Genomic DNA, 19,653 nt, shown 5'->3' on the forward strand with positions numbered 1-19,653 from the left:
ATTTACTCTTTTCAAACGTGATGTTCGGCCGACGTATCGTTCAACGATGCGGCCGGCCGGGATAAAGATGCGTCGAATCCGAGACTCGGCTGGGGCGCGCCCACTCAGCCGTGAGCGCTCACGCCAGAGCAGACTCTAGCGTGCCTGCGCTCAGACCCGCTCCACCGCCAGCGCCAGACCCTGGCCGACGCCGACGCACATGGTCGCCAGGCCGAGTTTGCCGCCGGACTTCTCCAGCTGGTGCACCGCGGTCAGCACCAGGCGCGCGCCGCTCATGCCCAGCGGGTGGCCGAGGGCGATGGCGCCGCCGTTGGGGTTGACCCGCGCATCGTCGTCGGCCAGGCCGAGCTCGCGAGTCACCGCCAGGCCTTGGGCGGCGAAGGCTTCGTTGAGTTCGATCACGTCGAACTCGTTCACCGCCTTGCCCAGGCGCTCGCAGAGCTTCTTCACCGCCGGCACCGGGCCGATGCCCATCACCCGCGGCGCGACGCCGGCACTGGCCATGCCGAGCACCCGGGCGCGCGGCTTGAGGCCGTACTTGTGCACCGCCTCGGCGCTGGCGAGGATCATCGCCGCCGCGCCGTCGTTAACGCCCGAGGCGTTGCCGGCGGTGACGGTCTTGCCCTCACCGTTGACCGGCTTGAGCCTGGCCAGGGCCTCGGCAGTGGTGTCGGCGCGCGGATGCTCGTCGGTGTCCACCACGCTCTCGCCCTTGCGGGTCTTGATCACCACCGGGACGATCTCCTCGGCGAAGAAGCCGGCCTGCTGGGCCGCCGCGGTGCGCTGCTGGCTGCGCAGGGCGAAGGCGTCCTGGTCGGCCCGGTTGACGTGCCAGTCATCGGCGACGTTGTCGGCGGTCTGCGGCATGGCATCGACGCCGTACTGCGCCTTCATCAGCGGGTTGATGAAGCGCCAGCCGATGGTGGTGTCCTCGATCTTCTGGCCGCGGCCGAACGCCGTGTCGGCCTTGCCCATCACGTAGGGCGCGCGGGACATGGACTCCACGCCGCCGGCGATGGCCAGTTCCAGCTCGCCGCTGGCGATGGCGCGGAAGGCGGTGCCCACCGCGTCCATGCCCGAGGCGCACAGGCGGTTCAGTGTCACGCCCGGCACGCTTTCCGGCAGCCCGGCGAGCAGCGCTGCCATGCGCGCGACGTTGCGGTTGTCCTCGCCGGCCTGGTTGGCGCAGCCCATGAACACCTCGTCGATCGCCGCCGGGTCGAGCTCGGGGTTGCGTTCGAGCAGGGCCTTGAGCGGGATCGCCGCCAGGTCGTCGGCGCGCACCGCCGCCAGCGCACCACCGAAGCGGCCGATAGGCGTGCGCACGGCATCGCAGATGAAGACGTCGCGACTCATTCGTCACCTCCCGCCTGGCCGTGGGCGGCGGCGGTGCGCGCTTCCAGGGCGCGCAGTGCAGCCAGTTCCTCGGCGCGCGGCGCCTCGGTGGTGGCGACCACATCGGCGAAGCGAATCGCCCAGCCGGTGTTCTCGATCACCTGCTCGCGGGTCACGCCCGGGTGCAGCGCGGTGACGACGAACTCGTGGGTACCGGCTTCGGGCTCCATGATGCACAGGTCGGTGATGATCGCCACCGGGCCCTTGCCCGGCAGGCCGAGCTGCTTGCGGTGCTCGCCGCCCTCGCCGAAGCCGACCGAGGTGATGAAGGCCAGCTTGTCGACGAAGGTGCGGTGCGACTGCTTGAGGATGATCAGCACTTGCTTGGCGCTGCCGGCGATCTCCGGCGCGCCGCCGGCGCCCGGCAGGCGCACCTTGGGCTGGTGGTAGTCGCCGATCACCGTGGTGTTGATGTTGCCGTACTTGTCCACCTGCGCCGCACCGAGGAAGCCGACGTCAATGCGCCCGCCCTGCAGCCAGTAGCGGAAGATCTCGCCGGTGGGGACCACGGTGTCGGCGGTCTCGGCCAGTTCGCCGTCGCCGATCGATAGTGGCAGGACGCTCGGCTTGGCGCCAATCGGGCCGGATTCGTAGATCAGCACGACTTCCGGCGCATGGGTCAGCCGCGCCAGGTTGGCGGCCTTGGACGGCAGGCCGATGCCGACGAAGCAGACGCTGCCATTGCCCAGGCGGCGGGCGGCGGCGACGGTCATCATTTCATTGGTGCTGTAATCGTGAACGCTCATCAGATGGCCTCCCCTGCGAGCTTTTGCTTGAACTCGGCGAAATCGGCCGTGCCGCGGATATACGTGTCGATCCAGGCACCGAACGCCGAGCGATCACGGGCGATCGGGTCCCAGGCTTGGTAGAAGCGGTTGTCGCGCTCGTAGTAGCCGTGGGCGTAGGATGGATGCGCGCCGCCCGGCACCAGACAGACGGCAGTCAGCGCCCAGGTCGGCAGCACACAGGCGTTCATCGGCGCGTTGAGGTCGTCGACGATTTCCTCGACGGTGACGATGCAGCGTTTGGCGGCCAGGGCGGCCTCCTTCTGCACGCCGAGGATGCCCTGGATCAGCACGTTGCCCTTGCGGTCGGCCTTCTGCGCGTGGATCACGGTGACGTCCGGGCGCACGCTCGGCACGGCGGCCAGCACTTCGCCGGTGAACGGACAGGTGACCGACTTGATCAGCGGGTTGACCTTCGGCAGGTCGGAGCCGGCGTAGGCGCGCAACACTGCGAACGGCAGGCCCGAGGCGCCGGCGACGTAGGCGTTGGCGAGGTCCGCGTGGCTGTGTTCCTCGATCTCCAGCGGCTGCGGCCACTGCTTCTCCACCGCGTCGCGCAGGCGGTGCAGCGAGCCGACGCCGGGGTTGCCGCCCCAGGAGAAGATCAGCTTCTTGGCGCAGCCGGCGCCGATCAGCAGGTCGTAGACCAGGTCCGGCGTCATGCGCACCAGGGTCAGCTCCTGCTTGTTCTGGCGGACGATCTCGTGGGCGGCCGCAGTGGGAATCAGGTGGGTGAAGCCTTCCAGGGCAACCGTGTCGCCATCCTGGATGAAGCGCTCGACGGCTTCGCGGAGCGAGAGGAGTTCAGCCATGAGTCGGATCTCGTGTGGTTTTCATTACGCCGGATGCGTTGGAGAAAACGGTAACGGTCCAACTCACGCCTAACAATCCGATAATCGACATACTGTTCGATTATCGAACCGATTAGCACCTTCACACCAAAGCACACGACGCCGCGCACCGGCCGCGGGGCCTGATCGGTGCTGCATCAATGAAACAGCCGCGTGCTCAGTTCACGACTGGCTTCGAGCAACACCGGCAGGAAACGCGTCTCCAGTTCCTGACGCGAGACACGTCCGGCATGGGTGCCGACGTTCAGCGCGGCAAGCACCTGGCCGGCGGAATCCTTGAGCGGAACCGCCAGCGAGCGCAGGCCCACTTCTAGCTCCTGGTCAACGATGACCCAGCCCTGATGGCGGATTTCCGCGATGTTCGCCCGCAGTGCCTCGGGCGTGTGCAGGGTGCGGCTGGTCTTGACCTGCAGGTCGGCGCGTTCGAGATACTCGTCGAGCGCCGTGTCGTCCAGCGCCGCCAGCAGGATGCGGCCCATCGAAGTGCAGTACGCCGGCAGTCGGCTGCCCACCGACAGGTCTACCGAAATCAGCCGCTGTGGCGTGGCCGAGCGCGCGACGTAGAGCACCTCGTCACCTTCCAGCGTGGCCATTGAGCAGGCTTCGTGCAGCTGCTCGCTGAGCCGGTCGAGGATCGGTTGCGCGCTCAGCGCCAGCGGCGTGGAAGACAGGTAGGCATGCCCCAACGTCAGTACCTTGGGTAGCAGCGAATAGGTGCGCCCGTCGGTGGTGACGTAGCCGAGCTTCATCAGCGTGTGCAGACAGCGACGCACGGCGGCACGGGGGATTTCGGTGCGGTGGCTGATCTGCGCGATGGTCAGGTGGCGCTTGCGTTCCTGAAAGGCGTGAATCACCGCCAGACCACGGGCCAGCGACGTCATGAAGTTGGGGTCGCCGGTCAGCGCTTCGATACGCTTGGCCGGCGAGGCGACGATGGGTGGCGCCATCGCGGCGGGATGGAAGCGCGTGTCGTCGGTCATGGCGAGGCTCCGGGAGGCGGCTGGCAGTCGGGCGATTATCGACAGCTTGCTCGATAATCGCCACTCCACTCGCCCTGAGTCGCGCGAAGTTCAGACCCGCAACGCGGTCCGCTCCAGCATGGCTTCAGTGTTCGCGTCGGCCGTCGCGCTGATGTTCACGCCAGCGGCCCTGCGGCTGCGCTTTGTACAAGCCCGCACGATGCGTCGGTTTACCCTGCGGCCGGGGCTCCGGCGCGCGGCTGTAGGATCTGGTCGGGTGCCGTCTGTCGCCGTCGAAACGCCGGTCGTGCCGGTCGTAGCGATAGTCACCGCGGTCATGGCGGCCGTCGTAACGACGGTCGTAGTCGCGCGCGTGACGGTCGTAGTAGCGAACCGACGGTGCGTAGCGGCGAGAGTCGTGGCGGTCGTAGTAGTAGTAACGCGTCGGATAGCTCGAGTGACGATGTTCCTGGTAACCGCCGTAGTAATACGGCCGGTGATAGTCATGATCGCCGTGACCGTAAACCGTACAGCCACCGAGCAGGCTCAACACGAGAAGCAACAGGGGGAGTCGGGGCATGATTGCCTCCTGAGAAACAAGGCCGGCGTAGCGACCCTGTCAGAGCGGAACGTGGCGGGCGATGCGCCCGCCATCCAGATCAGCAGTTGCCCTTCTTCGCCTGCCCTGGCGGACAATGCGGCGGGCCGCCATGCCCCACATCGCCGATATCGATACCGATACCCGGTAGACGCAGGCTGCAGCCGGACATCAACAGGGCCGCCAGTGCAACAGCAAGCACGCGCGCGATCATTTAGCAGCTCCCCTTCATGCGATGGCCTGGCGGGCAGAAGCCACCACCGCCGTGACCATGACCACCGATATCCAGATGCACCGCGTCGGCATCGCCGATACGCGCATGCACACCCGGCGCGCTGAAACTGCAACCCGTCAGCCCCAGCGCTGCACTGAGCAATACCACTGTCCAGATTCTCATCGAGATACTCCTTGGATTCTCCGCAGGCCTATCGCCTCCTGTGCCCAAGCGTCCGAAGACGCAACTGGACGATGAATAGGACCATGCGCTTTTCGTCCCGTTCCGCTCGGGTATTAATTCTTTTTCCGATGGCCGATTTCGCGGGCGGCACGAACCGAACCGGCAGAGCCGCGTCCCACTTAGAGAAGCCGCGCGTCATCCGCGGCCCCGACGGAGCCAAAGACATGACCGTGAATCGAGGAGTGATCTGGCTTGCCCGCAGCGGCTACGCTGCGCGGGGAGCCGTCTATGCCATCGTCGCCCTCTTTGCCGTGCTCGCCGCGCTGGGCGCCGGGCAGACCGTGGATACGAAGGGCGCGATTCAGCGACTGCTCGCCCAGCCGTTCGGCGCCGCGCTGCTCTGGCTGGTGGTCATCGGGCTTATGGCCCACGTTGCCTGGCGGCTCACCCAGGCTATCGGCGATACCGATCGCCACGGCAGCGATGCCAAGGGCTTGCTGATCCGCGCCGGTCTGCTCGGCAGCGCGACGGTCAATCTGCTGCTGGCCCTATTCACTCTCAGCCTGGTCAGCGGCCTGGATTCGGTCGGCGCGAGCGGAGGCAGCGGCAGCAGCGATTCGCTGCAGCGATTGCTCGGCCTGCAGCACTCGAATCTGCTGATCTGGATCGTGGCGCTGGTGCCTTTGGGGGTTGGCGTCGCGCATCTGGTCAAAGCCTGGCGCGCGCATTTCGAGCGCTACTTCCAGTGCGATGCGCAGACCATGCGCATGGTGCGCCCGGTTTCGCGCACCGGCCTGGCGGCGCGCGGCTGCGCCTTTCTGATCATTGCCGGCCTGCTTTTCATGGGCGGCGGCCGCTACGAACCCACTGATCCGCCCGGACTCAAGGAGGCGCTGGAAGCCCTGCAGTCATTGCCGGCGGGCGGCTGGCTGTTGCTGGCGATCGGCGTGGGGCTGTTCGCCTTCGCGCTGTACAGCTTCGCCGAAGCGTTATGGCGTCGCATCGATCTCAGCGAGGTGGTCGACTGACGCGGCTGGCCGGCCTCAGCGCCTGGGCTTCTTGCGCGCCACGATGTGCGAAAACACCGCGTGCAGATCGCCCGAGGCGCTGTCTTCTTCGAGGTTGAGCTTGCTGTCGATGTGATCCATGTGATGCAGCATCAGGCGCACCGCCAGATCGGTATCGCGGGCGGCGATGGCATCGATCAGCTCGTTGTGCTCGTCGTAGGAGCAGTGCGAGCGGCTTCCGCTTTCGTACTGCGCGATGATCAGCGAAGTCTGCGAGATCAGGCTGCGCTGGAAGCTGATCAGCGGGGCGTTCTTCGCCGCCTCGGCCAGCTTGAGGTGAAACTCACCGGACAGCCGGATGCCGGCGCCGCGGTCGCCGCGGGCAAAGCAGTCGCGTTCGTCGCTCACCATCTGTCGCAACTCGGCCAGCTGGGCGTCGCTGGCGTGCTGTACCGCGAGCTCGGTGATCGCACGCTCGACCAGCCGGCGGGCGAAGAAGATCTGCCGCGCCTCGTCGACACTCGGGCTGGCCACCACCGCGCCGCGATTGGGTCGCAGCAGCACCACACCCTCATGGGCCAGGCGCGACAGTGCACGGCGAATGATGGTACGGCTGACGCCGAAGATTTCCCCCAGCGCTTCTTCGCTGAGCTTGGTACCGGGGGCCAGCCGCTGTTCGAGGATGGCGTCGAATATGTGCGCGTAGACGATATCGTCCTGGGTTCCGGTCCGGCCCTTGCCCGCGCGGGTTGGTTTCTTCAGCGGCTGCAGTTGTTCGTTCATCGAGAGTTCGCATCCTGGTGTCGGCAGCGCAACTTTACTGTGTTCCGCGAGCCGCTGGCAGTTCGCCGAAGCAGATTGGCGAAAATGACGCACCCCACGATTGTGCACAATCCATCGCGTGAAATGCTCTAGAACGTGCATCGCGGTTCTTTGGCCACTCGCTTGGCGAGGGGTCGAAACCGCCGCACGGTCCGGGTATCAGTATCGTACCGTCGCGCTTCGCCCGAATATTCCACCTTTGGTTAGATGCGATCAACGACATCCGGCGCGGATTTTATAACCAATCCGCGTTTGCTTTTTTTGTATACAACATCATAATCGCGACACGCCTTTCTGACCTCTCAGTCAACTTGAGACAGATCGAGCGCACCCATCACCCGCCCTCGGGAGCACTCAGGCTCTGGGTGATCGACAACAAGAACGATGAGGAACACCCAGTGGAAAACATCACGCAGGAACAGCGGGCCACCCCGGCGCAGCACCGGGCCCCCGGCCGACTCGATCGCTTCTTCAGGCTCAGCGAACACCGCACCAGCGTGCGTACCGAGCTGCTCGCAGGCCTGACCACGTTCGTCACCATGGCCTACATCATCTTCGTCAACCCGAACATCATGGCCGAAGCCGGCGTGGACCACGGCGCCGCCTTCGTCGCCACCTGCATCGGTGCGGCGCTGGGCTGCTTCCTCATGGGGCTGTATGCCAACTGGCCGGTCGGACTGGCGCCGGGCATGGGCCTCAACGCGTTCTTCACCTACACAGTGGTCGGCGAGATGGGCTACAGCTGGCAGATCGCGCTGGGTGCAGTGTTCATCTCCGGCGTGCTGTTCGTCTTCATGAGCCTGTCGAAGATCCGCGAATGGCTACTCAACAGCATCCCGATGAGCCTGCGCTTCGCCATGGGCGCCGGCGTCGGCCTGTTCCTCGGGTTGATCGGTCTGAAGACTGCCGGCATCGTGGTGGACAGCCCCGCCACGCTGCTGACACTGGGTTCGTTCGGCGAGCCTTCGGCGCTGCTGGCGGGCATCTGCTTCCTGCTGATCGCCGTACTCAGCCATCGCAACGTGTTCGGCGCGATCCTGATCGCCATGCTGGCCGTCACCGCCATCGGTTGGGGCCTCGGTCTGGTGGAATATCGCGGCCTGGTGTCGATGCCGCCGAGCCTGGCGCCGACCTGGCTGGCGATGGATATCCTCGGTGCGCTGGACGTGGCGATGATCAGCGTGATTCTCGCCTTCCTCTTCGTGAACATGTTCGACACCGCCGGCACGCTCATGGGCGTCGCGCATCGCGCCAACCTGGTGGATGACGAGGGCCGCATCAAGGACCTGTCGCGCGCGCTGAAGGCCGACAGCACCTCCAGCGTGGTCGGCGCGTTCGTCGGCTGCCCGCCAGTGACCAGCTACGTGGAAAGTGCCTCGGGCGTCGCCGCCGGCGGCCGCACCGGACTTACCGCGATCACGGTCGGGGTACTGTTTCTCGCCGCCATGTTCCTCGCCCCGCTGGCCGGCATGATTCCGGCCTACGCCACCGCCGGTGCACTGATCTATGTGGCCATGCTGATGATGAGTGGCATGGCGCACATCGACTGGAAAGATCACACCGACACCATCCCGGCCATCGTGACCGTGGTGATGATGCCGCTGACCTTTTCCATCGCCAACGGCATCGCGCTGGGTTTTCTCACCTACGCCACGCTGAAGCTGTTGACCGGCCAGCGCGATAAGGTGTCGATCAGCCTGTACGTGCTGTGCGTGATCTTCATCGCCAAATTCGCGTTCCTCTGAGCGGGGTACGCACCATCGCCCCGTCGCATCGCGGCGGGGCTTTTGCATTTGTCAGGAGGAAGTGATGAGTCTGGAAACCTGGTTGTTGTATGCGAGTACGGCGCTGGTGGTGATTCTGATCCCCGGTCCGCTGTCGCTGCTGATGATCAGCAACAGCCTGAACTATGGCGTGCGCCGTTCGTGGCCGGCGTTTCTCGGCGGGGTCACGGCCTCGATCCTCCTGCTCAGCGCCTCGGCACTGGGGCTCGGCGCGATCCTGCTGGCGTCGGAGCGACTGTTCAGCACGCTGAAGCTGATCGGTGCGCTGTACCTGTTCTATCTCGCCTGGCAGAGCTGGCAGGAGGCACGCCAGGCCCCCGCCGCGCGATCAATCGAAACCCCGGCACTGGCACCACGCTTCGGCCGGCTGTTCGGGCGGGCGTTCATGCTGGGCGGCAGCAACCCCAAGGACATACTGTTCTTCGCCGCCTTCCTGCCGCAGTTCCTCAGCGCCGGACAGCCGCTGCTGCCGCAGTTGCTGGTGATGATCGCGACCTGGGCGGTGCTCGATCTGTGCTGCAAGCTGGCCTATGGGCTGGGCGCGCAAGGCGCGGCGCGGTACCTGCGCACCGGACGCGGGCATGTGTGGTTCAACCGCACCAGCGCGGCGCTGTTTGGGGGGGCGGGGGCGGCGTCTCTGATGAGTCGGTGACCTGGCTGGCCGCGTAGCGGCGGCTCAGGCCGCGACGCATAGCAACGCCTCAAGTTCTCTCGGCTGGCCAGAGGGGTCGCAGGGTGGAAAACCATGCAGCGTTTTCCACCTTGGTGGGTTTCGGCGCGTGTCTCGGTGTGTATGACGTCGCGCTTTCCTCGGCTCGGGCTACAGGTTGCGCCTCGCACGGCGCCTCACTTTTCTTTGCACGCGCAAAGAAAAGTAAGCAAAAGAAAGCGCGCCCCTTCATCCGGGTCCGGGAGCTGTGCTCCCAGACTTCCCTCCTTCCGCCAGCACTCCGGGGACCGGCGTACAAGGGCCATCCCTGGCCCTTTACGCCTCTCGCGGCATCCATGCCGCTCGCTCCCCGTGCTGGCTCCACTCGGCCTGCTGCAAGGGGAAAGAGGTGTCGCCTGCCGGGCTGTGCAGGGAAAAGCGAAGCCGGCTTTCGATCCTTCAGGCGACCCGGACTCCCTTCCCCTTCAGGAGGCCGAACGCAGGCGTTACGCAGGGGGACGCGAGGCATGGACGCCGAGCGAGGAACGAAGGACGGGGCCGCCCAGGCGGGATGCCCCTTCGTGACGTGCCCCTGGAGCAATGCCGGAGTGAGGGAAGTCTGGTCGCGCAGCGGCCAGACCCGGATGTAGGAGTCGCGTTCTCTTTGGTTACTTTCTCTTGGCGAGACAAGAGAAAGTGACGCGCCGTGCAAGGCGCAACCTGTAGTCCGAGCCGAGGAAAGCGCCACGCCAGACACAAGCGTGCGTGCCGCCCCTGGAGCCAAACGCTGCGCGGCTTTCCACCCTATGGTTTTTCTCGGCGACATAACTCCCCCATAAAAAACCCGCCACAAGGGCGGGTAAAAAGGGACTCAGGGAGAGTCATTGCACGGCAAACGGAATCAGCTACCCCGATAGGTGGAATAGCTATACGGCGAAATCAGCAGCGGCACGTGATAGTGATCCTGCCCGGCATCGATGCCGAACCGGAGCACCACTTCATCGAGAAACGCCGGCGCGCCCAGCGTCACACCGCGGCGCCGGTAGTAATCGCCCGCCTGGAAATGCAGCTGGTAGACGCCCGAGCGATAGTCGTCCCCTTCCAGCAAGGGGCTGTCGCAGCGGCCGTCAGCATTGGTTTCGCGGGTGGCGACCAGCTCCAGGCCCTGCCCCTCGACGCGAAACAGCGTCACCTTGATGCCGCTGCCCGGACAACCGTGCGCCGCATCCAGTACGTGTGTGGTCAAACGTCCCACGAGCACCTCCGCTTGTTTGAAAGTGGGTTGAGGATAGCCAAGTCGGCGTAAAATATTCAAGACAATATTCGTATACTTTGTATACATAAAAGACACGCCACGCTTTCCACCCTCCGCCCTATCACCCATCGCATCGGCAGCGCTTAAGCCAGCGGCATATAGCAGACTGCCATAAGGCGGCAGGCGGCACGCTCGGTGATTTTTTATGGTTTACATTGGGTAATCGGTTTTGTATACAATCAGACCATCCGGTCGCACTGCTGCGACCCGCCATACAGGACCCATCGCCGTGAGCGCCGACTACCCCCGCGACCTAATCGGTTACGCCAGCAACCCGCCCCACCCCCAATGGCCAGGCGAGGCCCGCATCGCCCTGTCCTTCGTACTCAATTACGAGGAAGGCGGCGAACGCTGCGTGCTGCATGGCGACAAGGAATCCGAGGCCTTTCTCTCCGAGATGGTCGCCGCGCAGCCGTTGCAGGGCGTGCGCCACATGAGCATGGAATCGCTCTATGAATACGGCAGCCGCGCCGGCGTCTGGCGTTTGCTCCGGCTGTTCAAGCGCCACGACATTCCGCTGACCATCTTCGCCGTCGCGATGGCCGCCCAGCGTCATCCAGAGGTGATCAAGGCGATGGTCGCCGACGGTCACGAGATCTGCAGCCACGGCTACCGCTGGATCGACTACCAGTACATGGACGAGGCCGAGGAGCGCGAGCACATGCTCGAGGCGATCCGCATCCTCACCGAACTGACCGGAGAACGCCCGCTGGGCTGGTACACCGGCCGCACCAGCCCCAACACCCGGCGCCTGGTACGCGAGGAAGGCGGCTTCCTCTATGACTCCGACACCTACGACGACGACCTGCCCTACTGGGACCCCGATTCGGCGCCGGTCAAACCGCATCTGGTGATTCCCTACACGCTGGACACCAACGACATGCGCTTCACCCAGGTGCAGGGCTTCAACAGCGGCGACGACTTCTTCAATTACCTAAAGGATGCCTTCGACGTGCTCTATGCCGAAGGCTGCGAAGGCGCGCCGAAGATGCTGACCATCGGCATGCACTGCCGCCTGCTCGGGCGCCCGGCGCGCATGGCCGCGCTGGCCCGCTTCATCGACTACGTGAAGGGCCATGAGAAGGTCTGGTTCGCCCGCCGCGTCGATATCGCCCGCCACTGGCACGCCACTCACCCCATGACTGCGGAGCGCAACGCATGAGCGCGTTCAAGACCATCAAGCCTTCGACTCTCGACCGCGACGCCTTCGTCGCCACCTTTGCCGATGTCTACGAGCACTCACCGTGGGTCGCCGAAACCGTCTTCGACGCCGGCGTCGACGCCACGCTGGACGACGTCGAGGTCATGCACCGCCGCCTGTCGCAGGTGATGCTCGCCGCCGACCACGCCACCCAACTGGCGCTGGTCAACGCTCACCCGGACCTCGCCGGCAAGGCCGCGATTCGCGGCGAGCTGACCGCCGCCAGCACCAGCGAGCAGGCCGGCGCCGGCATCCACGAATGCACCGCCGAGGAGTTCGCCCGCTTCACCGAACTCAACGATGCCTACAAGGCCCGCTTCGGCTTCCCGTTCATCATGGCGGTCAAGGGCAGCGACCGGCACCAGATCCTCGCTGCGTTCGAGGAGCGTATCCACAACAGCCCCGAGCAGGAATTCGCCCGGGCGCTGGCGGAAATCAACAAGATCGCCCGGTTCCGGCTGGAGGCGATGTAACAGGCAACACCGCAACACAGGCAACAAAGGCAGAAACCGCTCAATTCCAATCAGGGCAGATGACATGAAAGCTTACGCCGCACCCTTCGAAAAATACGTCAACCTGGCCGACGCCCGTCTGGGCACCCGTGCCATTTCCGTCACCGATGACTGGTTCGCCGATGTCAACCGGATGTTCCAGTCCGGTCCGGCCGTATGGAAGGAGGGCGTGTTCGATGACAACGGCAAGTGGATGGACGGCTGGGAGTCGCGCCGCAAGCGCTTCGAGGGCTATGACCACGCGGTGATCCGCCTTGGTGTGCCGGGCTGGATCAAGGGTGTGGACATCGACACCAGCTTCTTCCGCGGCAACGTGCCGCCGTCGGCCTCGCTGGAAGCCTGCTTCGTCGCCGAGGGTGACCCGCGCGAAGACACGGTCTGGACGGAGATCCTTCCGGCGGTGGACCTCAAGGGCGACAGCCACCACTACCACGAGATCGCCTGCGAGCAGCCGGTCAGCCACCTGCGTTTCAATATCTACCCGGACGGCGGTGTGGCGCGTCTGCGCGTGCACGGCATCCCCTATCGCGACTGGAGCAGCATCGGCGACAACGAGCAGGTCGACCTGGCTGCCGCGCTCAACGGCGGCCGCGCGCTGGCCTGCTCCGACGAGCACTTCGGCCGCATGAGCAACATCCTCAACCCGAACCGCGGCGAGAACATGGGTGACGGCTGGGAAACCGCCCGCCGCCGCACGCCGGGCAATGACTGGGTGATCGTCGCCCTCGGCCATCCGGGCGAGATCGAGCGCATCGTCGTCGACACCCTGCACTTCAAGGGCAACTACCCGGACAGCTGCACCATCCAGGCGGCCTACGTGAAGGGCGGCACCGACAGCCAGATCGAGACCCAGAGCCTGTTCTGGCGCGAACTGCTGCCGAGCCAGAAGCTCTCCATGCACGCCGAGCACGAGTTCGTCGAGCAGATCGCCAAGCTCGGCCCGGTGACCCACGTGCGCCTGAACATCTTCCCGGACGGCGGCGTCAGCCGGCTGCGCCTGTTCGGCAAGGTGGCGCGCTGAGTCACGGGCAGGGCGGCGCACGTCGCCCTGCCTCCCACCCCATTAATAACGAGATTGCCATGCGTACGCTGACCATCGAACCGCTGACCAAGGAAGCCTTCGCCCCCTTCGGCGACGTCATCGAGACCGAGGGCAGCGACTATTTCATGATCAACAACGGCTCCACCCGCCGCTATCACAAGCTGGCAACGGTGGAGACCGCACAGCCGGACGACCGCGCCATCATCAGCATCTTCGCCGCCGAAGCGCTCGAGATGCCGCTGGTCATCCGCATGCTGGAACGTCATCCGCTGGGCAGTCAGGCCTTCGTGCCACTGCACGGCAACCCCTTTCTGGTCGTGGTCGCGCCACTTGGCGATGCACCTGTACCGGGCCACGTCCGCGCATTCGCCAGCAATGGCAGGCAGGGCGTCAATTACCACCGCGGCGTCTGGCACCACCCGGTGCTGACGATCGAAAAGCGGGATGAATTCCTGGTGGTCGATCGCAGCGGTTCTGGCAACAACTGCGACGAGTACTTCTTCACGGAGGACCAGCAACTCCTCCTCGACCCCCAACCCTAATAAGAAAGCCCGGCCCTCTCTGCGAAGGTCGGGAAGAGGTACGTAAAAATGGATGCTCATCTGACCGAATGGCTAAACTTGGGAATCCGCTGGATTCACATGATCGTCGGCATCGCCTGGATCGGTGCTTCGTTCTATTTCGTCTGGCTGGAGAACAACCTCAACCGCAGCAACCCGCGCGAAGGGCTATCGGGTGACCTCTGGGCCATCCACGGCGGCGGTATCTACCATCTGGAGAAATACAAGCTGGCTCCCCCGCAGATGCCGGAGAACCTGCACTGGTTCAAGTGGGAGGCCTACACCACCTGGCTGTCGGGCGTCGCCCTGCTGCTGGTGGTCTACTACCTCAACCCGAGCCTGTACCTGATCGCACCGGGCGTCGAGCTGTCCCCCGCCGCTGCGGTGGCCATCGGCTTCGGTTCGCTGATCGTCGGCTGGTTCATCTATGACCTGCTCTGCGATTCGCCGTTGGGCAAGACCCCGGCACTGCTCGGCCTGGTGCTGTTCGTGCTGGTGATCACCGCCTGCTGGGGCTACACGCAGATCTTCAGCGGCCGCGCGGCCTACATCCACACCGGCGCGCTGCTCGGCACCATCATGGTCGGCAACGTGTTCCGCATCATCATGCCGGCGCAGCGCGCATTGGTCGCCGCCATCGAGCAGAACCGCACGCCCGACCCGGTGCTGCCGGCCAAGGGCCTGCTGCGCTCGCGGCACAACAACTACTTCACCCTGCCGGTGCTGTTCATCATGATCAGCAACCACTTCCCGAGCACCTACGGCAGTCAGTACAACTGGCTGATCCTCGCCGGTCTGGCAGCACTCTCGGTCCTGGTGCGGCACTTCTTCAACACCCGCCACGACAGCAACCGTTTCGCCTGGGCACTGCCGGCAGCAGCCGTCGGCATGGTCTGCCTGGCCTTCGTCACCACGCCGAATCGCCAGCCGACCGCGCCGAACCTCGCTGCCACCCCGGCCGAACGCGCCAGCGCAGCGGCCGCCGCCCATGCGCAGGGCTCGATGTTCGAGGAGGTCAACGAGGTGATCCACGAGCGCTGCACCGTCTGCCATTCGGCCAATCCGAGCAGTCCGATGTTCAGTGCGGCGCCGGCTGGCGTGATGTTCGATACCCCTGAGCAGATCCGTCAGCAGGCCGCGCGCATCCATGCGCAGAGCGTCGCCAGCCAGATCATGCCGCTGGGCAACATCACTCAGATGACCCAGGACGAGCGAGACCTGCTTGCCAGCTGGATCGCCCAGGGCGCCAGCATCGAGTGACACCCCCGGGCCGTACCTCTTCGGGTACGGCCCGATCATTCCTATAAAAGCCAACGCTGCACGACGAAATACCCGGCCCCTTCTCGAGGGCGCTATCGCGAAAGCCAACAACAAGAATCGCCCGAGGTGTTTTGATGAACGACCAGAATCCGCCCGCCGAGCGGCGGTTGCCGCCCCTGCAACTGCTGCTGGTGAGCCTGCAGCACGTGCTGCTGATGTACGGCGGCGCCGTTGCCGTGCCGCTGATCATCGGCCAGGCGGCCGGCCTGTCGCGCGAGGAGATCGCCCTGCTGATCAATGCCGATCTGCTGGTGGCGGGCATCGCCACGCTGGTGCAGTCGCTGGGGATCGGCCCGGCCGGCATCCGCATGCCGGTGATGATGGGCGCCAGCTTCGCCGCGGTGAGCAGCATGGTGGTGATGGCCGGCATGCCCGGCGTCGGTCTCACCGGCATCTTCGGCGCGACCATCGCGGCCGGCCTGTTCGGCCTGCTGATCGCCCCCTTCGTCTGCAAGATCGTGCGCTTCTTCCCGCCGCTGGTAACCGGCACGGTGATCACCTCGATCGGCCTCTCGCTGTTCCCGGTGGCGGTCAACTGGGCCGGCGGCGGCAGCGGCGCGACGCAGTTCGGCGCGCTGCACTACTTGGGCGTGGCGACTGCGGTGCTGGTCACGATCCTGCTGATCAACCAGTTCATGCGCGGCTTCTGGGTCAATGTCTCGGTGCTGATCGGCATGGCGCTGGGCTACGTGCTGGCCGGCATGCTGGGGATGGTCGATCTGTCCGGCCTGGCGCAGACGCCGGGGCTGCAGGTGGTGACGCCGAACCACTTCGGCGCGCCGACCTTCTCGCTCGCGCCGATCCTGTCGATGTGCCTGGTGGTGGTGATCATCTTCGTCGAGTCGGCGGGCATGTTCCTCGCGCTCGGGAAGATCACCGGCGAAACCGTCGATCCGCAACGCCTGCGCCGCGGGCTGCTGTGCGACGCCGGCGCAACCTTCTTCGCCGGCTTCATGAACACCTTCACCCACTCCTCGTTCGCGCAGAACATCGGCCTGGTGCAGATGACCGGCGTGCGCAGCCGCTATGTCACCGCGCTGGCCGGAGTCATCCTGATCAGCCTCAGCCTGCTGCCCAAGGCGGCGTTTCTGGTTGCCTCGATTCCGGCCGCCGTGCTCGGCGGCGCCGGCATCGCCATGTTCGGCATGGTTGCCGCCACCGGTATCAAGATTCTCCAGGAAGCCGACATCGCCGACCGGCGCAACCAGCTGCTGGTGGCCGTGAGCATCGGCCTGGGCATGGTGCCGGTGATCCGTCCGGAGTTCTTCGCCCATCTGCCGCAGTGGATGGAGCCGATCACCCATAGCGGCATCGCCGTGGCGACCATCAGCGCGGTGACGCTCAACCTGCTGTTCAACGTGCTCGGCGGCACCGAGCGCAGCCTGCTCACCGGCGCGAGCCACTGAGTACCCCGCCCGTCGATCACGAGGCCCGCCATTGGCGGGCTTCGTGCTTTTCGCGAAAACGAATTGCGATCGATCATCCACGGATTCGCCGGCTTGGCTAAAATGCGCGCCCCGCCATCGCCGCCGGACACCTTCCCCCGATGATTGAAGCCAGCTGGATCGCCTTCGCCTTCACCCTGGGCCTGATCGCCCGCGCCATCGGCCTGCCGCCGCTGATCGGCTACCTGGGCGCCGGCTTCGCCCTGGCGGCAGTGGGCGATCACGTCGGCGTCGGCCGCCAGGATGGCGTGATCCTGCAGCATCTGGCGCACCTCGGCGTGCTCCTGCTGCTGTTCACCGTCGGCCTCAAGCTCAAGTTGAGCAACCTGGTGCGCCGCGAGGTGATCGGCGGCAGCCTGCTGCACTTCGCCATTTCCAGCGTGCTGGTGTTGCCGGCCATCGTGCTGGTGTTCGACGCCAGCTGGCGCGACAGCCTGTTGCTGGCCATCGCGCTGTCATTCTCCAGCACCGTGCTGGCGGCCAAGGTGCTGGAAGGCAAGCGCGAACTGAAGGCCTTCCACGGCCGGGTGGCGATCGGCGTGCTGATCATCCAGGACCTCATCGCGCTGGTGGTCATGAGCCTGGCGGCCGGCCAGGTGCCGTCGCCGTGGGCGCTGCTGGTGTTCCTGCTGCCGCTGCTGCGCCCGGTGCTGTTCCGCCTGCTCGACCACAGCGGCCATGAGGAGCTGATGGTCCTGCTCGGCCTGATGCTGGCACTGGTGGTCGGCGGCATGGGATTCGAGGCGGTCGGGCTGAGTTCGGAACTCGGTGCGCTGGCCTTCGGTGCCATGCTCGCCAAGCACAAGCGCGCCACCGAACTTTCCAACTCGCTGTGGGCGATCAAGGAAGTGTTCCTGGTCGGCTTCTTCCTGCAGATCGGCATCGGCGGCCTGCCGGATACCAACGCGATGATCTTCGCCACGGTCGTGGCACTGCTGCTGCCGCTCAAGGGCATGCTGTTCTTCTTCCTGTTCCTCAGCTTCCGCCTGCGCGCACGCAGTGCGTTCCTCAGCGCCTCGAGCCTGACCAACTACAGCGAATTCGGCCTGATTGTCGCCAGCGTGGTGCTGCCGCAATGGCTGACGCCGCTGGCGATCAGCGTGGCGCTGTCGTTCGTGGTCTCCGCACAGCTCAACCGCTTCGCCCACCCGGCCTACGAACGCTTGGCCAAATGGCTGATCCCGCTGGAACGCAATACCCGCCATCCCGACGAGCAGCCGGTGTCGCTGGGCGATGCGCAAATTCTGGTGATGGGCATGGGCCGGACCGGGCGCGCCGCCTACGATCACCTGCTGCGCAAAGGGTTTCGCCTGGCCAGCCTGGACTCTGACCCGGTGATGGTCGAGCGCAACGTCGCCGAAGGGCGCAACGTGTTCTTCGCCGACGCCGAGGACCAGATGTTCTGGCAGAACCTGCAGATGAACGACGTGAAGGCCGTGGTGCTGGCGATGAACGATGCCGAGGCGAAGATCATCTCCACCACCAAGCTGCGCTCGATCGGCTTCAAGGGGCTGATCGTCTCCCACGCGCTGTACGAAGACATCGCCGAGCGCATCCAGGCGGCCGGCGCCGATCACACCTACCTGACCATGACCGAAGCCGGCACCGGCCTCGCCGAGAACGTCGCGCGGGAACTGCTGCCCGAAGAGGTGCGGCCCGCCGCCGAACGATTGGTCGGATGAACGGCAGAAATAATTGTGCACAATCCGTGCATCTTGTTGTTTAAAACACTGTGCACAGGTTGTTATAGTCTGCCCATCCCGCGTTCCTTCTCGCCGTGCGGCGCGCGGGTGTCGGAGGCGCCGTGAAGCCTCTCAAGCCGAACAACAACAAATAAGGCAGGCTTAACCATGACCGCAATCCGCAGCGCTGCCGCTCGCCATCGCCGTACCGGCCGAGCAGCCCATGCCCACCCGCCCGATTTAGTCCACGCATCCTCGTCTTCCGACGATGCGTTCGCGGCGCCATCGCTTTGCGCCCTTGCACCGCCCGGCGCATCACCGACAATACGCGCCGCTCACTGCCCGGCTTCACGCACGAAGATTTCCACAGGGACCACCACCATGCATTTCAAGACCGCCCCGCTCTGCCTCGCCCTCGCCGGCAGCCTTCTCGCCGCCCCCGCGATGGCCGGTGATGCGCTGCTCTGGCAGGACAACAGCCTGACCTATCTGTACGGCAAGGATTACAAGATCGACCCGGACACCCAACAGACCGTCACCTTCGAGCACGCCAGCGGCTGGACCTGGGGTGACATGTTCCTGTTCGTCGACAACATCTGGTACAACGGCCCCAACGGCAACGACGGCCACACCTACTACGGCGAGTTCAGCCCGCGCCTGTCGCTGGGCAAGATCAGCGGCCAGGACCTGTCGTTCGGCCCGATCAAGGACGTGCTGATCGCCGCCACCTACGAGCGCGGCGAAAGCCAGGCCGACGGCACACCGAACCAGAACTACCTGCTCGGCCCGGCGGTGGACCTCAACGTACCCGGCTTCGACCGCCTGGCCCTGAACCTCTACTACCGCAAGCCCGACGGCAGCACCGGCAAACCCTCCGGCCAGTGGCAGCTGACTCCGACCTGGGCGATGACCTTCCCGGTGGGCAAGTCGGACATCCTCTTCGACGGTTTCATCGACTGGGTGATCAACGACGCCGGTTCCGAACGGCGCGGCGACTTCATCTCGCGGAACCTGCACATCGTGCCGCAGATCAAGTACGACCTGGGCAAAGCACTGGACTACACCCCCGGACGGCTCTATGTCGGTATCGAGTACGATTACTGGTCGGACAAGTACGGCATCGAGGACGGCGGCTACGTCAGCCGCAACTTCGTCGGCAAGACCGATCAGAGCACCTTCAGCGCCATCGTCAAGGCGCATTTCTAAGGTCTGCTACGGGCCTGATACGGCAAAGAAAAAGGCGACCTGCGGGTCGCCTTTTTCTTGGTTCGGCCAGTGTTGTCGTAGCCCGCGATTACCGAGCGCACTCGGTAATCAGCGTGCGGCAAA

Annotated in this window: 20 protein-coding genes; 11 read left to right on the forward strand and 9 right to left on the reverse strand. The window is 65.2% G+C overall.

Features of this window, described 5'->3' with window-relative positions; all coding sequences use genetic code 11:
* Positions 1–150: 150 nt before the first annotated feature.
* From pcaF to NAV27_RS04780, 7 genes are all read right to left on the reverse strand, one after another.
* Positions 151–1,356 (reverse strand): 3-oxoadipyl-CoA thiolase, encoded by a 1,206-nt coding sequence (gene pcaF / locus NAV27_RS04750; RefSeq protein WP_102827474.1) that lies wholly within the window; start codon positions 1,354–1,356, stop codon positions 151–153.
* Positions 1,353–2,141 carry a CoA-transferase subunit beta gene (locus tag NAV27_RS04755; RefSeq protein WP_102827475.1) on the reverse strand — a complete coding sequence of 263 codons (789 nt, stop codon included), beginning with the start codon at positions 2,139–2,141 and terminating at the stop codon, positions 1,353–1,355. Before NAV27_RS04755 ends, pcaF begins: the two co-directional genes overlap by 4 nt.
* The gene (locus NAV27_RS04760) at positions 2,141–2,992 is read right to left on the reverse strand and encodes a CoA transferase subunit A (RefSeq protein ID WP_102827476.1); all 852 of its coding nucleotides are present in this window, start codon (positions 2,990–2,992) and stop codon (positions 2,141–2,143) included. Before NAV27_RS04760 ends, NAV27_RS04755 begins: the two co-directional genes overlap by 1 nt.
* 176 nt (positions 2,993–3,168) lie before the next feature.
* On the reverse strand, positions 3,169–4,011 hold the full coding sequence (gene pcaR / locus NAV27_RS04765; protein ID WP_008566748.1) for a pca regulon transcriptional regulator PcaR: 843 nt from the start codon (positions 4,009–4,011) through the stop codon (positions 3,169–3,171).
* A 124-nt stretch (positions 4,012–4,135) separates the two neighbouring features.
* Complete coding sequence (locus tag NAV27_RS04770; protein WP_102827477.1) at positions 4,136–4,570, reverse strand: hypothetical protein; 435 nt, start codon at positions 4,568–4,570, stop codon at positions 4,136–4,138.
* Between the two features lie 79 nt (positions 4,571–4,649).
* Positions 4,650–4,802, reverse strand: coding sequence for a hypothetical protein (locus tag NAV27_RS04775; protein WP_008566750.1), 153 nt, complete (start codon positions 4,800–4,802; stop codon positions 4,650–4,652).
* Complete coding sequence (locus NAV27_RS04780) at positions 4,803–4,985, reverse strand: hypothetical protein (protein ID WP_008566751.1); 183 nt, start codon at positions 4,983–4,985, stop codon at positions 4,803–4,805.
* A gap of 224 nt (positions 4,986–5,209) precedes the next feature.
* Between NAV27_RS04780 and NAV27_RS04785 the strand changes: the two genes are divergently transcribed.
* Entirely contained in the window at positions 5,210–6,013 is an 804-nt protein-coding gene (locus NAV27_RS04785) for a DUF1206 domain-containing protein (protein WP_102827478.1), read from the forward strand.
* A gap of 15 nt (positions 6,014–6,028) precedes the next feature.
* Here NAV27_RS04785 and NAV27_RS04790 read toward each other — a convergent pair whose 3' ends face one another.
* Positions 6,029–6,775, reverse strand: a complete 747-nt coding sequence (locus tag NAV27_RS04790) for a GntR family transcriptional regulator (RefSeq protein ID WP_102827479.1) — start codon at positions 6,773–6,775, stop codon at positions 6,029–6,031.
* Between the two features lie 437 nt (positions 6,776–7,212).
* On the opposite strand from NAV27_RS04790, the gene NAV27_RS04795 reads away from it, so the two are divergent.
* Positions 7,213–8,559: an NCS2 family permease gene (locus tag NAV27_RS04795; protein ID WP_102827738.1), complete on the forward strand. Its 1,347-nt coding sequence runs from the start codon at positions 7,213–7,215 to the stop codon at positions 8,557–8,559.
* A 64-nt stretch (positions 8,560–8,623) separates the two neighbouring features.
* A complete protein-coding gene (locus NAV27_RS04800) occupies positions 8,624–9,250 on the forward strand; it encodes a LysE family translocator (protein WP_102827480.1) in 627 nt (208 codons plus the stop codon).
* A gap of 898 nt (positions 9,251–10,148) precedes the next feature.
* On the opposite strand, the gene uraH is transcribed toward NAV27_RS04800, so the two are convergent.
* Positions 10,149–10,502, reverse strand: a complete 354-nt coding sequence (gene uraH, locus NAV27_RS04805; RefSeq protein ID WP_043295961.1) for a hydroxyisourate hydrolase — start codon at positions 10,500–10,502, stop codon at positions 10,149–10,151.
* Between the two features lie 289 nt (positions 10,503–10,791).
* On the opposite strand from uraH, the gene puuE reads away from it, so the two are divergent.
* From puuE to NAV27_RS04845, 8 genes are all read left to right on the forward strand, one after another.
* Positions 10,792–11,724 carry an allantoinase PuuE gene (puuE, locus tag NAV27_RS04810; RefSeq protein WP_008566758.1) on the forward strand — a complete coding sequence of 311 codons (933 nt, stop codon included), beginning with the start codon at positions 10,792–10,794 and terminating at the stop codon, positions 11,722–11,724.
* Positions 11,721–12,236 carry a 2-oxo-4-hydroxy-4-carboxy-5-ureidoimidazoline decarboxylase gene (uraD, locus tag NAV27_RS04815; protein ID WP_102827481.1) on the forward strand — a complete coding sequence of 172 codons (516 nt, stop codon included), beginning with the start codon at positions 11,721–11,723 and terminating at the stop codon, positions 12,234–12,236. Before puuE ends, uraD begins: the two co-directional genes overlap by 4 nt.
* A gap of 64 nt (positions 12,237–12,300) precedes the next feature.
* Entirely contained in the window at positions 12,301–13,296 is a 996-nt protein-coding gene (gene alc / locus NAV27_RS04820) for an allantoicase (RefSeq protein ID WP_102827482.1), read from the forward strand.
* Between the two features lie 59 nt (positions 13,297–13,355).
* Positions 13,356–13,859, forward strand: coding sequence for an ureidoglycolate lyase (locus NAV27_RS04825; protein ID WP_003287029.1), 504 nt, complete (start codon positions 13,356–13,358; stop codon positions 13,857–13,859).
* A 48-nt stretch (positions 13,860–13,907) separates the two neighbouring features.
* Complete coding sequence (locus NAV27_RS04830; RefSeq protein ID WP_102827483.1) at positions 13,908–15,137, forward strand: urate hydroxylase PuuD; 1,230 nt, start codon at positions 13,908–13,910, stop codon at positions 15,135–15,137.
* Positions 15,138–15,271: 134 nt separating this feature from the next.
* Positions 15,272–16,603, forward strand: a complete 1,332-nt coding sequence (locus tag NAV27_RS04835) for a nucleobase:cation symporter-2 family protein (RefSeq protein ID WP_102827484.1) — start codon at positions 15,272–15,274, stop codon at positions 16,601–16,603.
* A gap of 140 nt (positions 16,604–16,743) precedes the next feature.
* Positions 16,744–18,324: a cation:proton antiporter domain-containing protein gene (locus tag NAV27_RS04840; RefSeq protein WP_102827485.1), complete on the forward strand. Its 1,581-nt coding sequence runs from the start codon at positions 16,744–16,746 to the stop codon at positions 18,322–18,324.
* Between the two features lie 381 nt (positions 18,325–18,705).
* On the forward strand, positions 18,706–19,530 hold the full coding sequence (locus tag NAV27_RS04845) for an outer membrane protein OmpK (protein ID WP_102827486.1): 825 nt from the start codon (positions 18,706–18,708) through the stop codon (positions 19,528–19,530).
* Positions 19,531–19,653 lie beyond the last annotated feature (123 nt).

The organism is Stutzerimonas degradans, assembly GCF_024448505.1.
GTDB classification, from domain to species: Bacteria; Pseudomonadota; Gammaproteobacteria; order Pseudomonadales; family Pseudomonadaceae; genus Stutzerimonas; species Stutzerimonas degradans.